This is a genomic window from Chryseobacterium sp. ERMR1:04 (assembly GCF_001297705.1).
Classification (GTDB): Bacteria; Bacteroidota; Bacteroidia; order Flavobacteriales; family Weeksellaceae; genus Chryseobacterium.
The window spans coordinates 522,739-541,249 of the sequence record NZ_LIRF01000005.1; the positions used below are offsets into that span (position 1 = coordinate 522,739).

At 39.5% G+C, this 18,511-nt stretch carries 9 protein-coding genes; 6 read left to right on the plus strand and 3 right to left on the minus strand.

Annotated elements, in window-relative coordinates; genetic code table 11:
- Positions 1 to 346 precede the first annotated feature (346 nt).
- From AMQ68_RS12700 to AMQ68_RS12710, 3 genes are all read left to right on the plus strand, one after another.
- Positions 347 to 640 carry a helix-turn-helix domain-containing protein gene (locus tag AMQ68_RS12700; protein ID WP_054510997.1) on the plus strand — a complete coding sequence of 98 codons (294 nt, stop codon included), beginning with the start codon at positions 347 to 349 and terminating at the stop codon, positions 638 to 640.
- A 97-nt stretch (positions 641 to 737) separates the two neighbouring features.
- Positions 738 to 2,246 carry a DUF4099 domain-containing protein gene (locus tag AMQ68_RS12705; RefSeq protein ID WP_054510998.1) on the plus strand — a complete coding sequence of 503 codons (1,509 nt, stop codon included), beginning with the start codon at positions 738 to 740 and terminating at the stop codon, positions 2,244 to 2,246.
- Between the two features lie 32 nt (positions 2,247 to 2,278).
- The gene (locus tag AMQ68_RS12710) at positions 2,279 to 4,363 is read left to right on the plus strand and encodes a type IA DNA topoisomerase (RefSeq protein ID WP_054510999.1); all 2,085 of its coding nucleotides are present in this window, start codon (positions 2,279 to 2,281) and stop codon (positions 4,361 to 4,363) included.
- 79 nt (positions 4,364 to 4,442) lie between these two features.
- Here the strand turns inward: AMQ68_RS12710 and AMQ68_RS12715 are convergent, their stop codons facing one another.
- Positions 4,443 to 4,619 (minus strand): histone H1, encoded by a 177-nt coding sequence (locus tag AMQ68_RS12715; protein ID WP_054511000.1) that lies wholly within the window; start codon positions 4,617 to 4,619, stop codon positions 4,443 to 4,445.
- 143 nt (positions 4,620 to 4,762) lie between these two features.
- Between AMQ68_RS12715 and AMQ68_RS12720 the strand changes: the two genes are divergently transcribed.
- The 3 genes from AMQ68_RS12720 to AMQ68_RS12730 all read left to right on the plus strand — a co-directional run bounded on the left by AMQ68_RS12720 (position 4,763) and on the right by AMQ68_RS12730 (position 11,259).
- A complete protein-coding gene (locus tag AMQ68_RS12720; protein ID WP_054511001.1) occupies positions 4,763 to 5,200 on the plus strand; it encodes a DUF1896 domain-containing protein in 438 nt (145 codons plus the stop codon).
- The gene (locus tag AMQ68_RS12725) at positions 5,187 to 10,544 is read left to right on the plus strand and encodes an N-6 DNA methylase (protein ID WP_054511002.1); all 5,358 of its coding nucleotides are present in this window, start codon (positions 5,187 to 5,189) and stop codon (positions 10,542 to 10,544) included. Before AMQ68_RS12720 ends, AMQ68_RS12725 begins: the two co-directional genes overlap by 14 nt.
- Before the next feature lie 391 nt (positions 10,545 to 10,935).
- Positions 10,936 to 11,259, plus strand: coding sequence for a hypothetical protein (locus tag AMQ68_RS12730; protein WP_123905693.1), 324 nt, complete (start codon positions 10,936 to 10,938; stop codon positions 11,257 to 11,259).
- Between the two features lie 18 nt (positions 11,260 to 11,277).
- Here the strand turns inward: AMQ68_RS12730 and AMQ68_RS12735 are convergent, their stop codons facing one another.
- Both AMQ68_RS12735 and AMQ68_RS12740 read right to left on the minus strand, forming a co-directional pair.
- A complete protein-coding gene (locus AMQ68_RS12735; protein ID WP_082384062.1) occupies positions 11,278 to 12,165 on the minus strand; it encodes a PorP/SprF family type IX secretion system membrane protein in 888 nt (295 codons plus the stop codon).
- An 85-nt stretch (positions 12,166 to 12,250) separates the two neighbouring features.
- Positions 12,251 to 18,424 carry a gliding motility-associated C-terminal domain-containing protein gene (locus tag AMQ68_RS12740; protein WP_054511004.1) on the minus strand — a complete coding sequence of 2,058 codons (6,174 nt, stop codon included), beginning with the start codon at positions 18,422 to 18,424 and terminating at the stop codon, positions 12,251 to 12,253.
- Positions 18,425 to 18,511 lie beyond the last annotated feature (87 nt).

An 18,511-nucleotide genomic window follows, 5' to 3' on the forward strand; every position in this document is an offset into this window, starting at 1 on the left:
GCTGTGCCTGTTGATTGATTATTGAAACTGCCTTTATTATCTGCTCTACAACTCTCTTTCTTTTATCGCATTTACCCATGCGCTGCCCATTGGCATGTTATCATTTTTTTATGCTTCTTTAGTTATACTTCCAATTCTGGGGGAGAATTTAGTGCTTTTTCTTTGAAAACAAATTTCTCCGGCAATAGAATTACTCATCGCGGATAGTTCACTGCCCATATTCTTTTCAAAAAAACTTGGCAGAAAATGCAATACACTCTGCTCAATTTTGTATGGCATCACCCTGATACTGTAAGGAGGGGTTGCGGGTTTATAAAGAGAGTACAAACGAAAAAAATTAAGAGCCATGGAAATAGACAAAATGGAATTTAGCTTTTGGATGAAAAGAATTATGCAGCGATTTGATATCCTTTCTGATCAAATGAATTTGAACGCGCGAGATCGTATGGTATTGGACGATGAAGAGTTATTGGATAATCAGGATGTACTGCACACGCTTAAAATTAGTCAGCGGACGCTACAGCGCTACCGCTCTTCCGGGAAATTGAAGTATTTCACTATTAGTGGCAAATTGTATTACAAATTATCTGATGTGAGAAGTTTTATACACAATAGTTCTAACAATATGAGCCCAAAATAGGGCCAATAAAAGACAAATAGTACCACCACAAAGCCAATTCAAGGTTACAAGGTGATATGACTTATACTTTTGATCATAAATCTTAAACAATCATATCATGAGTGAAGAAGTCCAAACAACACAAACCCCTAAACAAGAAGTGCCTGGCCCGTTATCCCCGGATCAGCTGTCCGATATTTTGCTGGTTCTAAACAAGGAAAAAATGAGAATTGAAGCTGTAAAGGGAATTGGAAAAAATGGTGAGCTCGAAACTGTATCAACTGATAAGAAGAATGAGAACCAGTTTATGAGAGTGGATAAGCATGGAGATGTGTTTTCCAACTTCTTTTCCAATTTTATCAGCCAGCTTAAAAACCCGACCAAATTTTCATTTTTTAAGGTACCCTTTAAAATTGCACTTAACACTGCCGATGAAATTCAAAAGTCTATTGATGCTCCCTCTGAAAAAGGTAGTAAAATCCTTTCTAAATACCTAATAGATGCTGAGAAACAGCATGAAAATAAACCTCAAAATCAAAATAATATGGAAACGCAACAAACAAACCAGCAAGCTGGGCAAAATACGCCGGAAACCAGTCAAAATGCACCGGCTCAAACTGAAAATCGCTATAAGGCAGAAGACATCGATTGGAATACCATGTCTAAGCTTGGTCTTAATCAGGAAAAGTTAGAGAAAATGAACGTCTTTGAGGATTTATTGAAAGGCTTTAAAACAGATAAACTTATTCCTGTTAGTCTTAATCTTGGTACGGTTATCACCCGAATGGATGCTAGACTATCTCTGCAAAGGAATGCCGAGGGTGAAGTTACCGTTGCCATTCACGGAATCCGTAAAGAACCCAATTTAGACTATAAGTTCTTCGGACATGAGTTCACAAATGAAGACAAGAAGAATTTACTGGAAACGGGAAATATGGGCCGAGTAGTTGAACTTGATAATCTTAAAAATGGTGATAAAATCCCTTCTATCATTAGTATTGATAAGCTGACAAATGAAATCGTGGCGTTAAGAACAGACAGGATCAAGATCCCAGACACGCTCAAAGGGCTTGTATTGAATACCGAACAAAAGCAGACTTTGATGGAAGGTAAACCTCTTTATCTGGAAGGAATGACCTCAAATAAAGGGGAGCCCTTTGACGGACGTGTGCAGTTTAATGCTGAAAAACGTTATGTGCAATTTTTGTTTGACAACACCATTGTGGCAAAACTACAGGATAATCAGGTTAAAGAAATTCCGAAAGTTTTCAGGGATAAAGAGCTAACTGATAAACAGCATGCAGATCTAAAAGACGGAAAGAGTGTGAAAATATCGGGATTAGTGGATAAAAAAGGAAAGGAATATGAGGGTTACATCACTCTTAATAAAGAAACGGGAAGAACAGATTTCACTTTTAATAATCCCAACGAGATAAAAGCAAGCGCCCAACCATCAGAAGAATACAAAACGCAGGTTGCAGTTAATTCAGAAGGAAAGACCAATGAGGCTACAAAAAATATTACAGAGCCATTAAAATCAGGACAGAAGGAGCCGGATAGTAAGAAACAAGCGGATCAACAGGCAGAGAAAAAGGAGCCCGCTAAGAAAAGAGGTCTTAAAGCATAATTCGGGTATACTAACATTAAAACCTAATTAATATGAAATTGATAATCGCAGAAAAGCCAAGTGTTGGCCGCGAAATTGCCGCCTTATTGGGCGCTTGTGAAAAACATGATGGTTATCTATCCGGAAATTCATATTGTGTAACATGGGCTTTCGGACATCTGATCACCTTAGCTATGCCTGAAGATTACGGTATAGCTGGCTTCAATAAAGAATCACTACCGATTCTTCCCAATCCATTTGAACTGACCATTAGGAAAATAAAAAAGGAAAAGTCTTACGTAGCTGATCCTGGCGCATTAAAACAGCTTAAAGTCATTGAAAGGAAAATAAAAGAGTGTGAGAGCATTATTGTAGCAACAGATGCGGGACGCGAGGGCGAACTGATCTTCCGATATATCTATCAATACCTAAAATGCAATAAACCGTTTGAGCGTTTGTGGATCAGTTCTCTGACGGAAAAGGCCATCAAACTGGGCTTTATGAACCTTAAGGCGGGAAATGATTTTGATAATTTGTTTTATGCTGCACAAAGCAGGAGCCAGGCAGACTGGCTGGTAGGTATTAATGCTTCACAAGCGCTGACGATTTCTGCCGGATACGGCATCTATTCATTAGGGAGGGTTCAGACACCAACATTGGCACTGATCTGTAAAAGATTTATTGATAATAAAAATTTTTCCGTCCAGAAATACTGGCAGATTCAATTGAACCATACCAAAGAGTTGATAACTTTTAAAAGTAGCTCTCAAACCAGATGGAATGATCAGAAAAAAGCGGAGGATGCATTAAAATTAATCATTAGTAAAGGAACAGTTACGGTTAGGAGTGCTGAGACAAAAAAGGTTTCAGAGCAGTCACCGCTGTTGTTTAATTTAACCGGTTTACAAAAGGAATGCAATAAGAAGCTGAATCTTACTGCCGAAGAAACTTTAAATATTGCTCAAAGTCTCTACGAAAAGCAGTTTATTACCTATCCGCGCACGGGAAGCTGCTATATTCCAGAAGATGTGTGGGTTGATGTTCCACATTTGATTAAGGCATTGAATGACCGCAAGTCTTTAATCGAAGCTGTCTCAAAATTAAAGTGGGGTCACTTTAGCAAAAGGATCGTTAATGATTTAAAGGTAACCGACCATCATGGTTTACTCATTACGGATAAAATTCCTACTGCATTGTCTGGAAACGAATCAGCCGTTTATGATATGATCGCCCTTCGCCTGTTGGAATCTGTCTGTTCACCCTGCAAAAAAGAAATTACCACAATCATTACAGAAGTTCTTCATTATGAATTTTCCTCCAAAGGCACGCAGATCATTGAACCAGGGTGGCGCATCATTCAGGGGAACTTCAGTGATGAAAGTGAAGATGGTTTAGAGCCACTTCCAGTACTTAAAGCCGGTGATGATTTAGTCATCAAGGAAGCTGGTGTTCTCGAGAAACAGACCAAAGCGCCGCCCCTGTATAGTGAGGCAAGTTTACTATCTGCTATGGAAACGTGCGGAAAGGAAATTGAAAACGATGAAGAACGTAAAGTGCTTCAAAACATTGGCATCGGTACGCCTGCAACGCGTGCGGCCATTATAGAAACTTTATTTAGCCGCGATTACATCAAACGAGAAAAAAAATCACTTCATCCAACAGAAAAGGGACTCAAAGTTTACGACTTTATTAAGGAAAAGAAGATTGCAGATGTAGCGATGACGGGCGAATGGGAACTTGCTTTACAAAAGATCGAAAACGGCGAAACCTCCAGCGAAATTTTCCAAAAAGAGATTGAGCATTATACCCGCTTAATTACTGAGGAATTATTATCAGCTCCTATAATTACTGAAAAATTACCTGAATTAATTTGTCCAAAATGTAAAACCAGGCATCTAATTATCCGGGATAAGATTGTTAAATGTCCCGATGTTGTATGTCAATGGGTCTTGTTTCGTAGTATCTGTGGGGTTCAATTAAATTTAAAGGAGGTAGAAAATCTTATTAATAAAGGAAAGACCACAATTTTAAAAGGAATGACAAGCAAGGCAGGCAAAAAATTTGATGCACGCATTGTATTGAATGAAAAAGCAGAAACAACTTTTGAATTTGAAAATAACAAATTCCTAAAAAAGTAAAACAAAATTTTAAGCAAAGCCCACTTTCATGGTGGGCTTTTAACTAAGAGAAAACCCCTGTGGCAAAACGGGGATTTTTTTACTTTTTAGCTTCTTCGACTGATATTTTTCTAAAATTCTTAAATAATTTACTCAGTTCCAAAGTTGATTTACGTGCTCTTGTTCCTGCAGCCTTATTTCCTTTTTCTACTTGTAGATCAGCATCCGTAATGAATTTTTCTAACTCTGCATTGATTTTTTCTAATAGTTCTTTCATGGAATTATTTTTTAGAGATGAAGTACTAAAATATAAATAAAAAATTGATTTATGTCAATATTAAGCTGCGGCACAATATCTAAATATCATCTTACTGGGCACTTTTCAAGCGTAATAATTACAATCATTAAATAGAATATTTTATGAAAACAACACAAAATGACCTTTCGTATTTCACCTTAAGATTACAGGAACATATTAATAACAGTTTTCCGGAACTATCAAAAGACCGGACATTTGTTTCTCTGCGGTCTGCTTTGGCTGCGAACGCCTATGAAGGTGCATTTCTTTCTGGAAATACAATTGAACAGTGTAATGAAATTGCAGATTTTATCTTATTTGAAAACCTGCATTTTTCAAAATTTGATACGATCTTCCAGGTTGTCTGTAATGAGTTCGACACGATTATGGCCGATGAGGAGTTGCGGCCATTTGCTTTACAAATGTTTCCTGTTTGTGAATCTGTTTTCAAAGGTTACGCGCTGAGCGACGACTTTGCTTATGACATACAGTATGATTTGCTGTATACAGAATTAACGGGCAGGATTCAACTCTGGATTGAAGAACATGGCCTTCAATAAAAGAGAGCATCTTCGCCATAATATTGAAGCCCTTTCTACCGCCTTTAGGTTAGAGAGAGAAAAACGACCAGCTACCCAGACAGAACAGAAACATTTACTTTTATACAGCGGATTTGGAGGGTTAAAATTTATCCTCAATCCGGTGGAAAATGAGATTGATATCAACCATTGGCGAAAAACAGAACATGATCTTTTTCCACTTACGCAGGAGCTTCACCGTCTTCTAAAAAATAACTCTTCCGATGAAAGGCAGTATCGCCGCTACCTCGAGAGTATGCGCGGTTCTGTATTGTCTGCATTTTATACGCCTCCGGAAGTAATCGATGCAATATCTGACAGTTTAGCAAGCAGCGGAGTAGATTACATCCAAAAATTTCTCGAGCCATCAGCTGGTATAGGTGCCTTTTTAAATTCTTTTTCCAACCAAAATATAAGCCGTATTACTGCCTATGAAAAGGACCTGCTCACCGCTTTGGTACTTAAACCGCTTTATCCTGATTATGATATCCGGAACGCTGGTTTTGAGGAGATCGACGAATCGGAAAAAAACAGCTATGATGTGGTGGCCAGTAATATTCCGTTTGGTGATATTTCTGTTTTTGACCTTTCGTTTTCCAGAAGCAGGGATGAGGCAAAAATTCAGGCAGCCAGAAGCATCCATAATTATTTCTTTTTAAAAGGAACTGATATGCTTCGTGAGGGTGGAGTTCTGGCCTTCATTACCTCGCAGGGGATACTTAACAGTGCCAAAAATGAGCCTATTCGCAGAGCTTTAATGAAGGATAATAACCTGGTGTCCGCCATTCGTTTGCCCAATAATCTGTTTTCAGATTACGCGGGAACTGAGGTTGGGAGCGATTTAATTATTCTCCAAAAAAATAGCATAAAACAGAACTTGACAGAAGCCGAAGAAATATTTTGTCAAAGTGTCTTGACCGAGTATAATACTCCCGGCAACGCTTTTTTTGCGGATAACCGTCGAATTGTGCATACCTCAGAGGTTGCAGGTACTGACCCTTACGGTCATCCTGCTTTGATTTATACTCACGGGGGCGGAGTAAATGGGATTTCAAGTGACCTTAAAAAAATGTTGGACGATGACTTCAGTAAATTTCTTGATTTAAAATTATATAAGGGAGACCTAAAAAATGAGGTTTCTGTAGAAATCGGAATTGCACCTGAAGTAATTATTCCTGCGCTAGTAAAACCGGTCTTGAAGAGAGAACCGGAGGAAAAACCTATAGTACCAGCAGCCGTTTATGAGGTACAGTTAAGCCTGTTTGAACTCTTTGAAGATACTGTGGTAAAACCGCTAGCTGCGATTCCAGCAAACAAGTATAAAAGCCAGAAGAAAAAGGCACCCGGTTCCTATCAATCCAACTTGTTCAGTGATGTGCCGCAGTCTAAGGTTTTGCTCAGTGATCAGGCAAATAATCGAAATAAAGTGGAAGCTATAGGGGATCTGTTCTCTATAAGTGGTAGTGGCCAGGGTAGCTCCCAAGCTGATGCTAAAATGGGTTCTGAACTATTTGGTGGAGAAATTCAAAACTTTCACCGCAATGACAGTTTGGTAACTGATCGTGGATTAGTGGGTTATCTGAAAAGTATTAAATCGGATAGCGTAAATGCTATTTTCCAACCTTTGGCATTATCGGCTCTTCAAAAATCGCGAGCTGAAGCTTATATATTTTTGAGAGATACTTATATCGATCTCTACCAAAAAGAAGCTCAAAACCATCTTGAAGATCGGGAAGCAAGGGAAACACTGAACCGCCGTTATGATTCTTATGTAAAAAAGTTTGGAAATCTAAACACCGCTGAAAATATTAAACTGATTAAAACAGACAGCGCAGGAAACGAGATGCCTTATCTGGAACGTGTTGTTGGCGGAGTCATTCATAAGGCTGATATTTTCCATCATCCGGTCAGTTTTTCTCAGGCAACCCTTGCAACAGATAACCCCGATGAGGCATTGGCTTCCTCACTAAATCGCTATGGTAAGGTCAATCTAAGGTATATGTCCCGGATCAGTAATCTTTCTGAGGAGGAACTGAAATCAAGACTTGAAGGAAGGATTCTGTTTAATCCTATAGAGAAAGAATACGAGATTACGGAGCGGTTCGTCTCCGGTAATGTAGTTGAAAAGATCAAAGAAATTGAAGATTATTTACTTATAAACCCAAATGATAGAGCGGCGAAAGAAAGCGTAAAAGCCTTGGAGCAGGCGATACCCCGGCGGATTGAATTTGAGGAACTGGATTTTAATTTAGGTGAACGATGGATACATACTGATATTTATAGCAGATTTGCCTCTCATCTTTTTGATACAGAGGTGAGGATTTATTACAGTGAGAATACCGATGATTTTTCGATTAACTGTGAGAAAAAAAATATCCTTATTAGTGAAAAGCATGCAATAAAATCTGAAAGCCGCACATTTGATGGTATTGCTCTTTTTAAAAACGCACTAGTCAACACCACTCCTGATATTACCAAAACCATTCAGGTTGGGGATCGGGAGCTCAAAGTGCGTGACATGGAAGCTATTCAACTGGCCAACACGAAAATCGATGAAATTAGAAAAGCTTTTACGGATTGGTTACATGAGCAAAATGTAGATTTTAAAAACGAACTCACCGACAAGTACAATGATACCTTTAACTGTTTTGTGAGACCTGGGTATGATGGAAGCCATCAGGACTTCCCCGGCCTTGACCGAAAGGGGTTAGGTATTGAAGATCTTTATGCCAGTCAAAAAGATGCGGTGTGGATGATTAAGCTCAATGGAGGGGCAATTTGCGATCATGAAGTCGGTGCAGGTAAAACATTGATTATGTGCTGTGCTGCGCACGAGATGAAGCGACTGGGACTCGCGCATAAACCGATGATTATTGGTTTAAAAGCCAATGTACACGAGATTGCCGATACCTACCGGAAAGCGTATCCTCATGCTAAGATCCTGTATCCCGGCAAAGAAGATTTTACTCCTAATAAACGGCAGCGAATTTTTGGAGATATCAAAAATAATGATTGGGACTGCATTATCCTGACCCACGATCAGTTCGGTATGATTCCACAGTCTGCGGAACTGCAAAAGGAAATTCTGGAGACAGAACTGCAAAGTGTGGAAGACAATTTAAACGCTTTAAAGGCGCAGGGCAAAGAAATCTCAGGAGCGATGCTAAAAGGGGTTATTGTCCGCAAGAAGAACCTTGAAGTAAAGCTCAAAACGCTGGAACATGATATTGAAAACCGAAAAGATGATGTTGTTGATTTCAAAATGATGGGGATCGATCATCTTTTGGTGGATGAAAGCCACAAGTTTAAAAATCTGATGTTTAATACCCGGCATGAACGGGTTTCGGGACTTGGCAATATGCAGGGGAGTCAAAAGGCAATGAACCTGCTGTTTGCCATACGGACTATTCAGGAGAGAACTGCCAAAGACCTGGGTGCGACCTTTCTTTCCGGTACAACCATCAGCAATTCACTCACTGAACTTTATCTATTGTTCAAATACCTGCGGCCCAATGCAATGGAGAAGCAGGGGATTACCTGCTTTGATGCCTGGGCTGCTATCTATGCCAGAAAAACCTCAGATTATGAGTTTTCTGTCGCCAACAATATTGTACTAAAAGAGCGTTTTCGTTACTTCATCAAAGTACCGGAGCTGGCGCAGTTTTACGCAGAGATTACCGATTACCGGACCGCAAAGGATATTGGTATTGACCGGCCTGAAAAAAACGAGATCTTTTATAACATCCCGCCTACACCTGATCAGGAAATTTTTATTAAAAAACTGATGCAGTTTGCTAAGACAGGAGATGCTACACTTCTTGGTCGGGCACTATTGTCAAAGTCAGAAGAAAAGGCTAAAATGCTGATCGCTACTGATTATGCCCGAAAGATGTCATTGGATATGCGGTTAATCAGTTCGATCTATGAAGACCATCCCGATAACAAAGCCTCACACTGTGCTGCCAGTATCGCAAAGTATTATAAGGAGTTTGATGCGCAGAAAGGTACCCAATTCGTTTTCTCAGATTTAGGCACATACAAGCCCGGTGAATGGAATGTTTATTCCGAGATTAAAAGAAAACTGGTCAACGATTATGGTATTCCCTCCCATGAAATACGGTTTATTCAGGAAGCTAAGAATGACAAAATGCGGAAAGAATTTATTAGTGCGATGAATGAGGGGCGGATCAGGGTGATGATTGGTTCGACTGAAATGCTTGGGACGGCCGTTAATGCTCAGGAACGTGCTGTGGCCGTACATGACTTGGATACGCCTTGGCGTCCAAGCGACTTGGAGCAACGTCACGGAAGGGCAGTAAGAAAAGGTAACCGGATTGCCAAACATTTTGCCAATAATAAAGTGGATATTCTCATCTATGCCGTTGAAAAATCTTTAGACAGTTATAAGTTTAATCTTTTATTTAACAAACAGCTTTTCATCAGCCAGCTTAAAAATAATAATCTGGGAAAACGAACGATAGATGAGGGTGGGATGGATGAGCAATCAGGGATGAATTATTCTGAATATGTGGCAATACTTTCAGGAAATACCGATTTATTGGACAAGGCCAAACTAGAAAAGCAGATTGCAGGTCTGGAAAGTGAGAGACAGTCTTTTATCCGCTCGAAATTGATGTCAAAATATAAACTGGATGATACATTGAGTACTTTAACAGAATCGAAATCCAGACTGGAAAGATTTATCCTTGATTGGGACAATCTGCAAAAAAGAATACAAAAGAATAGTGATGGTAGCGTAGTAAATGCGATTGCATTAACAGGGCTGCCTGCTAATGCAGATGTAAAACAGATTGGAGCTAAGCTTAATGATCTGGCAGAAGATGCCAGAACAGCGGGGGAATACCGGGAAATTGGAACATTATATGGATTTTTGCTTCTTGTAAAAACAGAGGTTTCAGAAAAGGAAGGGGTGAATGTTAAACTGAACCGCTTCTTTGTTACGGGTGAAAGCAACCTGAAATACTCTTATAACAACGGCCAGATGGCAGCTGATCCTAAATTAGCCTCTATGAACTTTCTCAATGCGCTGGATAAAATCCCCGTTTTAATTGAAAAGGAAAAGACTGAAATTCCAGGACTAGAGAAAGATCTGTCTGTGCTTGAGGATATTGCAAATTCAACTTGGAACAAGGAAGCGCCGCTTAGTGTGCTAAAAACGGAATTGGCTGCAATAGAAAGAAAAATCATGTTATCTATTAATGCTGAAAATACAAAAGAAGAGGAGAGTAATCCACTTTCAACTAACTCAGCGCAAGATAAAAGTAAAGCTACAGATATTAATCTTTCTAACAAGGTTAGATTTTGATAAAGGAAAGTCAGAGATTAAACAATAAATAACTTTGAATTACAGATGAAAATTCGAAAATTGCAATATAAATCCCTTAAAAAATGACTAGAAAAATTGCAAGCGGCCCTATCAGGGATAAGGAAAGAACAAAGGACAAATTTTTGACCGCGGTGGGATTGATTTTAAAGGAAGAAGGTTTACCGGTTTAAATATAACCAAGGTAGCTACAAAAGCAAATGTTGACCGGAAACTCATTTATGAATATTTTGGCGGTTTAGAAGGGCTGGTTAAAGATTACTTAAACAGTCGTGATTATTGGAGCAGCAACGCAGAGTACACTCAAGAAATTATTGAGAAAAGCAAAGATGACTTCGGGCAGCAAATGCTATGTAGTTTACTGGAAAAACAGTTGGATTCTCTTATAGATGATGAAGAATTACGTTGGATCATTAGCTGGGGAGTGTCTGAGCGTTCAGTAGCCCTTGAGGAATTAAATCAGAAACGTGAGCTATTTGGTGAGCAATTTTTAAATGAAATTGCGGATGAATACTTTAAAGACAAGGATATAAAAATTCGGCCAGTTGCAGCGCTTTTGATTGGGGGGATTTATTATATGACCTTGATAGCGCACACCAATAATGGCCTTATGTGCGGAATTGATATCAGAAAAGAGGAAGCACAAACAGAAATAAAGAAGACCCTTAAACAAATTGTTGAATGGGCTTATTTGTAGAAGGATCTTCTTTATTGATTATTTAAAACTGTAATGGAAGGCGATCTCAAACTCACCATTGCTGTATTTTTGTAAGTCTATGGTACCAGTTGTGTAAAAGCATAAAATGCGCAGCTGGTTATTGTACTGAGTACCTATGCCAATAGTACAACTGCCTGTGCTGTGATAGATGGCGTTTATCATAAATTTTTCTCCGTAGCATTCGATCTGAGTGCCAAGGTCTATCATGTCGCGGAAGTTTTCAACGCCCCGGTACATGACCTTTGGCTCAATAGAGTTTATGGGATTCCCTGCAAACATAAATTTGTAACTAACCGCTCCCATGTAAAGGGAACGATCAGCCACATTTCTTTTAAAATCGCGGTCTAACAGCCTCTTTAGGTTAGATAAACTTCCCTGCAAGGTTAGTTTATCGTTTCTGTAACTGAACCCAAAATCTCCGTCAATATATATAGGACGGTTGTTAAAATTAGAAATACTTTGATCATCTCCCTGGGCGACGACTTCCCGATAATCAATCCATTCACTGGTAATGCCAGCAGTAATGCCGAAGTCAATAAAATTATCTTCGTTATTTAAAGGTAAATGGTAAGCATAGGTTGCCCGGGCTGTATTCCGGCCGATAACGCCCGACCGTTCCGTGTAAAAATTCAGTCCCAAACCGATTTTATTATTTAAGGTGCCATAGGCTACTGTAAAAGACTGCATAGAGGGCGCACCTTCTATTGCTGTCCATTGGGCTTTATAACTTCCTGCCATTTGCCATCCTTTTGTTATCCCCGCCATTGCAGGATTAGCCAGATATTGGTTTTGATAATAGGAAATTCCCATTGGATTAAGCTGCGCATAGGTTTTAGTCACCAGAAATATCCCTGCTGCGATGATCATATATTTAATGGTTTTCATTTTTCTTTGTTTTAAGTAAACTAAATTGGAGGATATGAAGTAAACACGCCATCTTCTAATCCTTTTTGAATAATTTTTGTAATTATTATTGATTATCCCTTATAATTGAAACGGTTCCCCTAATAATGCCCAGGTTGTTACCCATATCTATGATGTAGACGTAAGCATCTTCATTGAGCTGTTTTCCATTCCAGGTCCCATCCCAATCATTATTATAAGCTGTTTTGCTAAAAAGCAGACGGCCCGCACGGTCATAAAGTCTTACTTTATTATTGGGATATTGTTCAATATTTTTAATGACCCATGTGTCGTTTTTACCGTCCCCATTGGGCGTAATTACGTTATTGGGGATTAAAGATTGGTGCTCTGTTACCTGTATAGTCATATCCATTACTTCGCTGCATCCGTGAACATTGGTAGCGATTACGGTATATGTTGCGGTTTGTAAGGGCTTGACCTGGATTGTTCCGGTATTTTGTCCGCTAATAATATTGGGGCCAATCCAGGCAAAGCTTATTCCGCCTGTTGCGGTAAGGGTAATGGTCTGTCCCTTTGGAATTGTTGTCCCCTTATCACTGGATATGGTAATTACCGGTAAAGCATTAATTGTAATCATGGTGGCTGTTTTAGACGCTAAAGACCCATCCATATAAGTATAAGTAACGGTATAGCGACCGGCCAGACTCCACGATAAATCAATACTGCCCGTTAACTCATCAATTTTCAACGAAGGCGAAATGGCAGAATATTTTCCACCTGTCGGACCTGTATGAGTAATTTTGACTGTACCAACAGCGCAGTAATCAGAAAGTGGGTAAGCAATAATTGCGGGTGTTGAATTAATTTTTACCTTGGTATTTGCAGTTGAAGAGCATACGCCGTTTGTAAAGGTATAGGTAACCAGATAAAGCTGGTTCGGCGAACTATGCGCCAAATCTATGGTTCCCGTTTTAGCATCAATGATGAGTCCCATAGGAGCGGCTGAGTACATTCCGCCAGTCTGCCCGTTTTGAATCACCTCAATATTTCCTGTTGCCTGAAATTCATTTGCACTATAACGAATGCTGGCAGTAGGCAGTGCAGGCTGTGGATTTACGTTGATAAGAGTAGGCTCGCTTATACATCCTTCAGTATTTTGAGCAGTTATGGAATAATTACCAGGTGCTAAGTCAAAATGGTTGTCGGCAGAATACGGACTACCATTGATACTATAGGTAACTCCTTCATTTTGGGTAATATCAATGTGCCCGGTAATACGCTCGCAGGTTGGCTGTGATATGATCAATATGGGTTTTGGCAGACTTTCAAAAGTTACTTTAACTTCTTTTACATTACTCTCGCAGGCATTACGTCCTTTAACTGTTACCCAATACGATCTTTTTGAAAGTGGTGAAACCTGAAACACAGCGCCTGTGCCTAAAACGTTATCCTGCAAAGGATTATCATACCAGGAGAATACAGGGTTTGTAACGTTACTAGAGGGAGGTAACGATGCAGTCAAAAAGACGCTATTTTTTTTACTGCAATTGTTTACGCTTGGTGCAATTATATCCAGCTCATCTGCCTGCGGATTTGAAATAATTACAATATCATCCGACACCGAACAGTTCTCGCCATAAATGACTTTTATACGGTATGTTCCGCCGGCAGTAATGGTCTGTGTAATTTCGCTTCCTAACATCTCGCCTGTCCCTATGTTGCTCCATTGAATTTTTGAATCGCTGTTGGGCATAAATGAGCTTCCACTTACTACGATCGGAAGATTACTGGCGCAAAGGGTAATGTCCGAACCCAACACACCGATGCCTGTTCCGAGGATAGGTTGAAAAAAAATATTCTTATTATTTCCTGCATCGGTACTTTGGGGCAAAATTTTAAAAGGAAGACAGCCTGCCTCAATATCTTGTATAGATATGAAATTAAAAGTCGCATTGCCTGCTTTCAAACATATACTTGCCTGTTTGCCTGCTATCGTAGACTGCAACTGAACAGTGGCACAATTATTACCGCTCATTTGAAGAGCCTTTTCAACGGTAATGGTTTTTCCGGACTCAATTTGATAAGTGGAATTTTTGGAGGCAAAAATTAACTCATTAACGAAAATTGAACCATACAGGAAGTTGGTCTGGCCCGATGCTGCGTCGAAAGTTACAGCATTGTAACGTGAGCCATCTTTACCCTTAAAATAATGTGCAGATAAATAAATGTGGCTTGTTTCTGCATCTAAATTATCAGCCGTATACGACCAGCCCTCGCTTCCATAGCTTAAATAAATATTGGAAGAGCCGAGTATTAAAGATTGACCCTCATTTGTATTTTGCCCATTAAAGGATAATGCAGTTACCGTTTTTCCGTTAGTGTTGAGGGTTCCTTTGGTGAAATTTATTCTCGAATTTGTCGTAAAATCATCTGTAAAAGTATAGCTTCCTGGAGCGGAAAAATTAATATCGTAATTGTTAGCTAGAATAGCGCCATTAGTTGTTATGGTTTCCTCTAGATCTAAAGAAAGGAAATTAATTCCTCCGCTATGCGTTAGAGAAGATTGCAGGGTCATTGAACCATAACAAGAAAGTGTTCCCCCAATTGAGGGAGCCCCTTTTACACCCTCCCAACTCATATTGTGGAAATCTGCTTGTCCTGAAATGTTAACAGCAGGACTTTCGCCAGAAAAACGGTTGAAGAAAACGTTGTCAAAACGTGTAGGAATACAATTGTCACCAGATGAGGTTCCATCGCTATTGGTGGTCCAGTGTGATGGATCAGTCCAATTTCCATTTCCTCCAATCCAGTACAGGTTATTCGGGGCAGGTGAAGAAAAGCTCCATCCGGCATTATTTCCCATATCTACTCCTGATGCGATAAATGATCCCTTTCCCGTAACCGAAATCCCACTTAATCTTACATGGGATAAATTAATATTTGTAGCACTAATGATTGTAGCATTAAGGATAGAATTGCAGCCCCCGTTATCAGATATACAATTATTATCAAAATCCCAGCTGCCGCAGGATGAATTGTTGATCAGTTGGTTTACGGTTTGAGTAGAGCCCGCCATCAAATGGCTGTTTTTATTCGCAGCAAGAGCGAGGATATTGAAAGTGTTTGATCCATTAATAGCGGACTCACCGGCAAAAGTAACAGCATTAAAGGTATTACCGATGTTGGCATCATAGCCAAGTATTTTACCGGGTAATACCGTATTCTTGAAGTTGAGGTCATTAAAAATGAGTCCGGGAGTTGATCTAAATTGGTAATTGTTTACGCCTCCGTTTGAAGAATTTGATGCAGGCATACTACCTATCATATTAATGATACTTGTACCTGCATTTATTTTTTTTATGTAACCGCCATCCCAATATCCACTTATATTAAGGGTTGATGATCCTAAAACTAAATTAGGATTTTTGCCTGAGGGATCATATTCCGAATTATAATTTTCAGCATTAATAATTTGGTTGGCGGTATTAAGTGTTCCATTAATAACTCCAAAGTTTTTTACATTGAATGTATCCGATAGCCACCATGTTCCGGAGGTATTATTAAAAAAAACGCCTTTATTTGAACGGTTAACGCCATCGTAATATAGGTGGACCCCATTTGTGGTGATGGTATTGTCAGAATTTATGCTGGAAAAATTTAGTCGTTCAACATTGAAATTCATTCCTGTTTGTAAGACCAATGAGCCTCCAATCGTAAGCGGGTTTTCGATAAGACCTTTTAAAACAGGTGTAGTTCCAGTAACTTCTTCCCATTTCATGTTATTACATGAAGCAGGAATGTCGAGATTAACTGTATAATTTATTCCTGAATACTGGTTAAAGAAAACATTGTCAGCAGCGCCGGGTATACAACAGCCACCTGTACTTGAAGTTCCATCTTGGTTTAAAGACCAATGAGCAGGATCACTCCAATTACCTGATCCACCGATCCAGTAGAAGTTGTGTGCGGATGTCGGGCTGATTGAAACATTTAAATTATTTCCCCCATCGAGTCCTCCGGTAACGTTTAAAGGTGAGCCCGACGCATTAATATCTGTTATTTTGGCATTGGTAATTGTTATAGGATTTATAAGATTTAAATTTGCCCTTGTACCGGATAAGTAAGAGCTGATCTCAAGCAAACCGGAACACGCAGGCCCTGAGATCAACAGCTTATCAAGTCTAACTTCCATGTTTGTTCCTAAAACAAACTTTTTAGAAGCCGCCAAATTTAAAGTGGTGATGTTTAACGGGGTTGGACTACCTGCTGGATTAATAGAAGTGCTACCGGCAAAAGTTAACATATTAAATGTGCAGGGAGTAGTTGTACTGTATGGTAGTGAAGTCAAAGTTGAAAGCCCTGGGCTATTAGAAAACACCAAATCGTAGTAAGTCAAACCCGAATCATAGTAAAAGTTTGCTCCGCTGGAAGTCAGATTGATCTGACTAGTGCCTGCATTAAGATTGATGGCAGGCCCACCATAATTTATATATGCCCAATTTCCGTTAACCGTTATAATGGAATTTCCAAGCGTTAATGTGCGTAAGCCTGTCCCTTTATTTAATGGGCCAAAATTCTTTAGGGTTAGAGCCTGATCGTTTATATTTAAATTGCCACTGGTCAGATTGAGATCATTGGCCGGACTTGAAAATTCATCACTAAGAATCCATCCCCCGCTGCCTGAAAAGTGAGTGTTTCCCTGAATAGTTACACCGTTTGAGGTAAGGGTTTTTCCAATATTTGAACTCCTGTAATTCGTAACAGCAACCTCATAAAGCAAGCCACGCTGCCAAACGCTTGATCCATAAATATTCAGTACATTTGATGCGCTGGCTGATTTAAATACAGGTGTACCCGCAACATTGCTCCATGTGATATTGTTACATTCAGCGGTATTAGTATTAACAATTACCGGAGAGGCAGAATAGATTGTGCCAGAAAATTTATTGAAAAAGACATGATCATTTCTGGTTGGTACACATCCTCCAGGAATTGGAGTGCCATCGCTATTGGTTGTCCAGTGCAAGGGATCTGTCCAGTTCCCACCGCCTCCAATCCAATACAGATTTTTAGAGGCGGTCGAAAATGTCCAGCCTGTATTACCGCCCATATCCACACTGTTATTGGCTAAAAATGGTCCGGTTCCCGCGATTTTAATATTAGTAATCGTGGCATTTGTTAATGTAATTGGATTCGGGCTTTTTAGTGTTGATGCGGTTCCATATCCGGTTAATTCCCATTTGCTTTGACAATCCGGCGTATTATCGGTTATGAAATTAATGGTCTGGTCAGCCACTTGGTATTTTCCCCCATTAGCAAGCACTAGCTGGTTGATTACATTTGAAGTGGTAATAGCCCCCCAGGAAGCAAAAGTGACTTTATTAAAAGTCATGTTGCCCTGCGCGATAGAGGGTCTGTTATAACCTACTGGAATCGCTGTATTGGTAAAAGCCAGATTATAGTAAATATGTCCATTTTTTCCATAAAAGTCCGCTCCATAGCCATCATCAGTTGCCTGGGTTATATTGATTTGTGAAGTGCCGGCATTCAGGTTAGTCCCTGAATATACCCAAGAACCTGAACCTTGCGAGTTTCTGGAAATAAGGGTAATGGTGCTGGTTCCTAAATTTAAACTTCTTGGTTCTGTCATTGAAAAAGGGACGGAACCACAACAGCCTGATTCAGCAAAAATACCCGAAGTAATATTACTGGAACCAAAATCCAGTGATCCCTTTGTAAAATAAATTCTTCCAGTATTCACCAATGAACCTGAAACCAGCCAGGAACCGCTGCCATTAAAATAAAAATTGGCTGTTCCTGTTACACCATCATTAAAGGCAATCAGGTTTCCATTCATAGATGAAGTAAAATAAATCTGATTATTCAGCGTGGTTCCTGTCTGATAGTAAGCACTACTTTTTATTTCAAGAACACCACCGTCAAATATTGGGCTTACTGTACTGCCTGCAACTGTAATTGTATTGCAAACAGAAGTTTGATTGATGATAACCGTTTTACTGTTAGGAGTAAAACCAGCGTTTTTATCAAAGATTACATGATCACCAGACTGCGGAATACTAGGTGATAAACTTTCGCATGCATTCCCCGATGATAGCGACCAATGGTTGAGGTCACTCCAATTGCCCGAGCCTCCAATCCAATACAGATCGGCGGCTTTTGTAACAGATGCAAACAGAAGAAGTATGAAAAATAATGCGGGTATTTTTTTTAAAATACCCGCATTTGAATGATACGATTTATTTATAGGTCGTAAAGTCATGATTGAAAAATTAATGTTGAAAAAATAGAAGCATCGCAGATGTTTTTTACTATATGAGCATCAAAACCCATAAATGATTCAGTGGGG

Excerpts from the sequence above, each read along its gene's own strand:
- AMQ68_RS12740 (WP_054511004.1), bottom strand. The coding sequence starts at position 18,424 with ATGACTTTACGACCTATAAATAAATCGTATCATTCAAATGCGGGTATT.
- AMQ68_RS12710 (WP_054510999.1), top strand. The coding sequence starts at position 2,279 with ATGAAATTGATAATCGCAGAAAAGCCAAGTGTTGGCCGCGAAATTGCC.
- AMQ68_RS12715 (WP_054511000.1), bottom strand. The coding sequence starts at position 4,619 with ATGAAAGAACTATTAGAAAAAATCAATGCAGAGTTAGAAAAATTCATT.
- AMQ68_RS12725 (WP_054511002.1), top strand. The coding sequence starts at position 5,187 with ATGGCCTTCAATAAAAGAGAGCATCTTCGCCATAATATTGAAGCCCTT.
- AMQ68_RS12720 (WP_054511001.1), top strand. The coding sequence starts at position 4,763 with ATGAAAACAACACAAAATGACCTTTCGTATTTCACCTTAAGATTACAG.
- AMQ68_RS12735 (WP_082384062.1), bottom strand. The coding sequence starts at position 12,165 with ATGAAAACCATTAAATATATGATCATCGCAGCAGGGATATTTCTGGTG.
- AMQ68_RS12705 (WP_054510998.1), top strand. The coding sequence starts at position 738 with ATGAGTGAAGAAGTCCAAACAACACAAACCCCTAAACAAGAAGTGCCT.
- AMQ68_RS12700 (WP_054510997.1), top strand. The coding sequence starts at position 347 with ATGGAAATAGACAAAATGGAATTTAGCTTTTGGATGAAAAGAATTATG.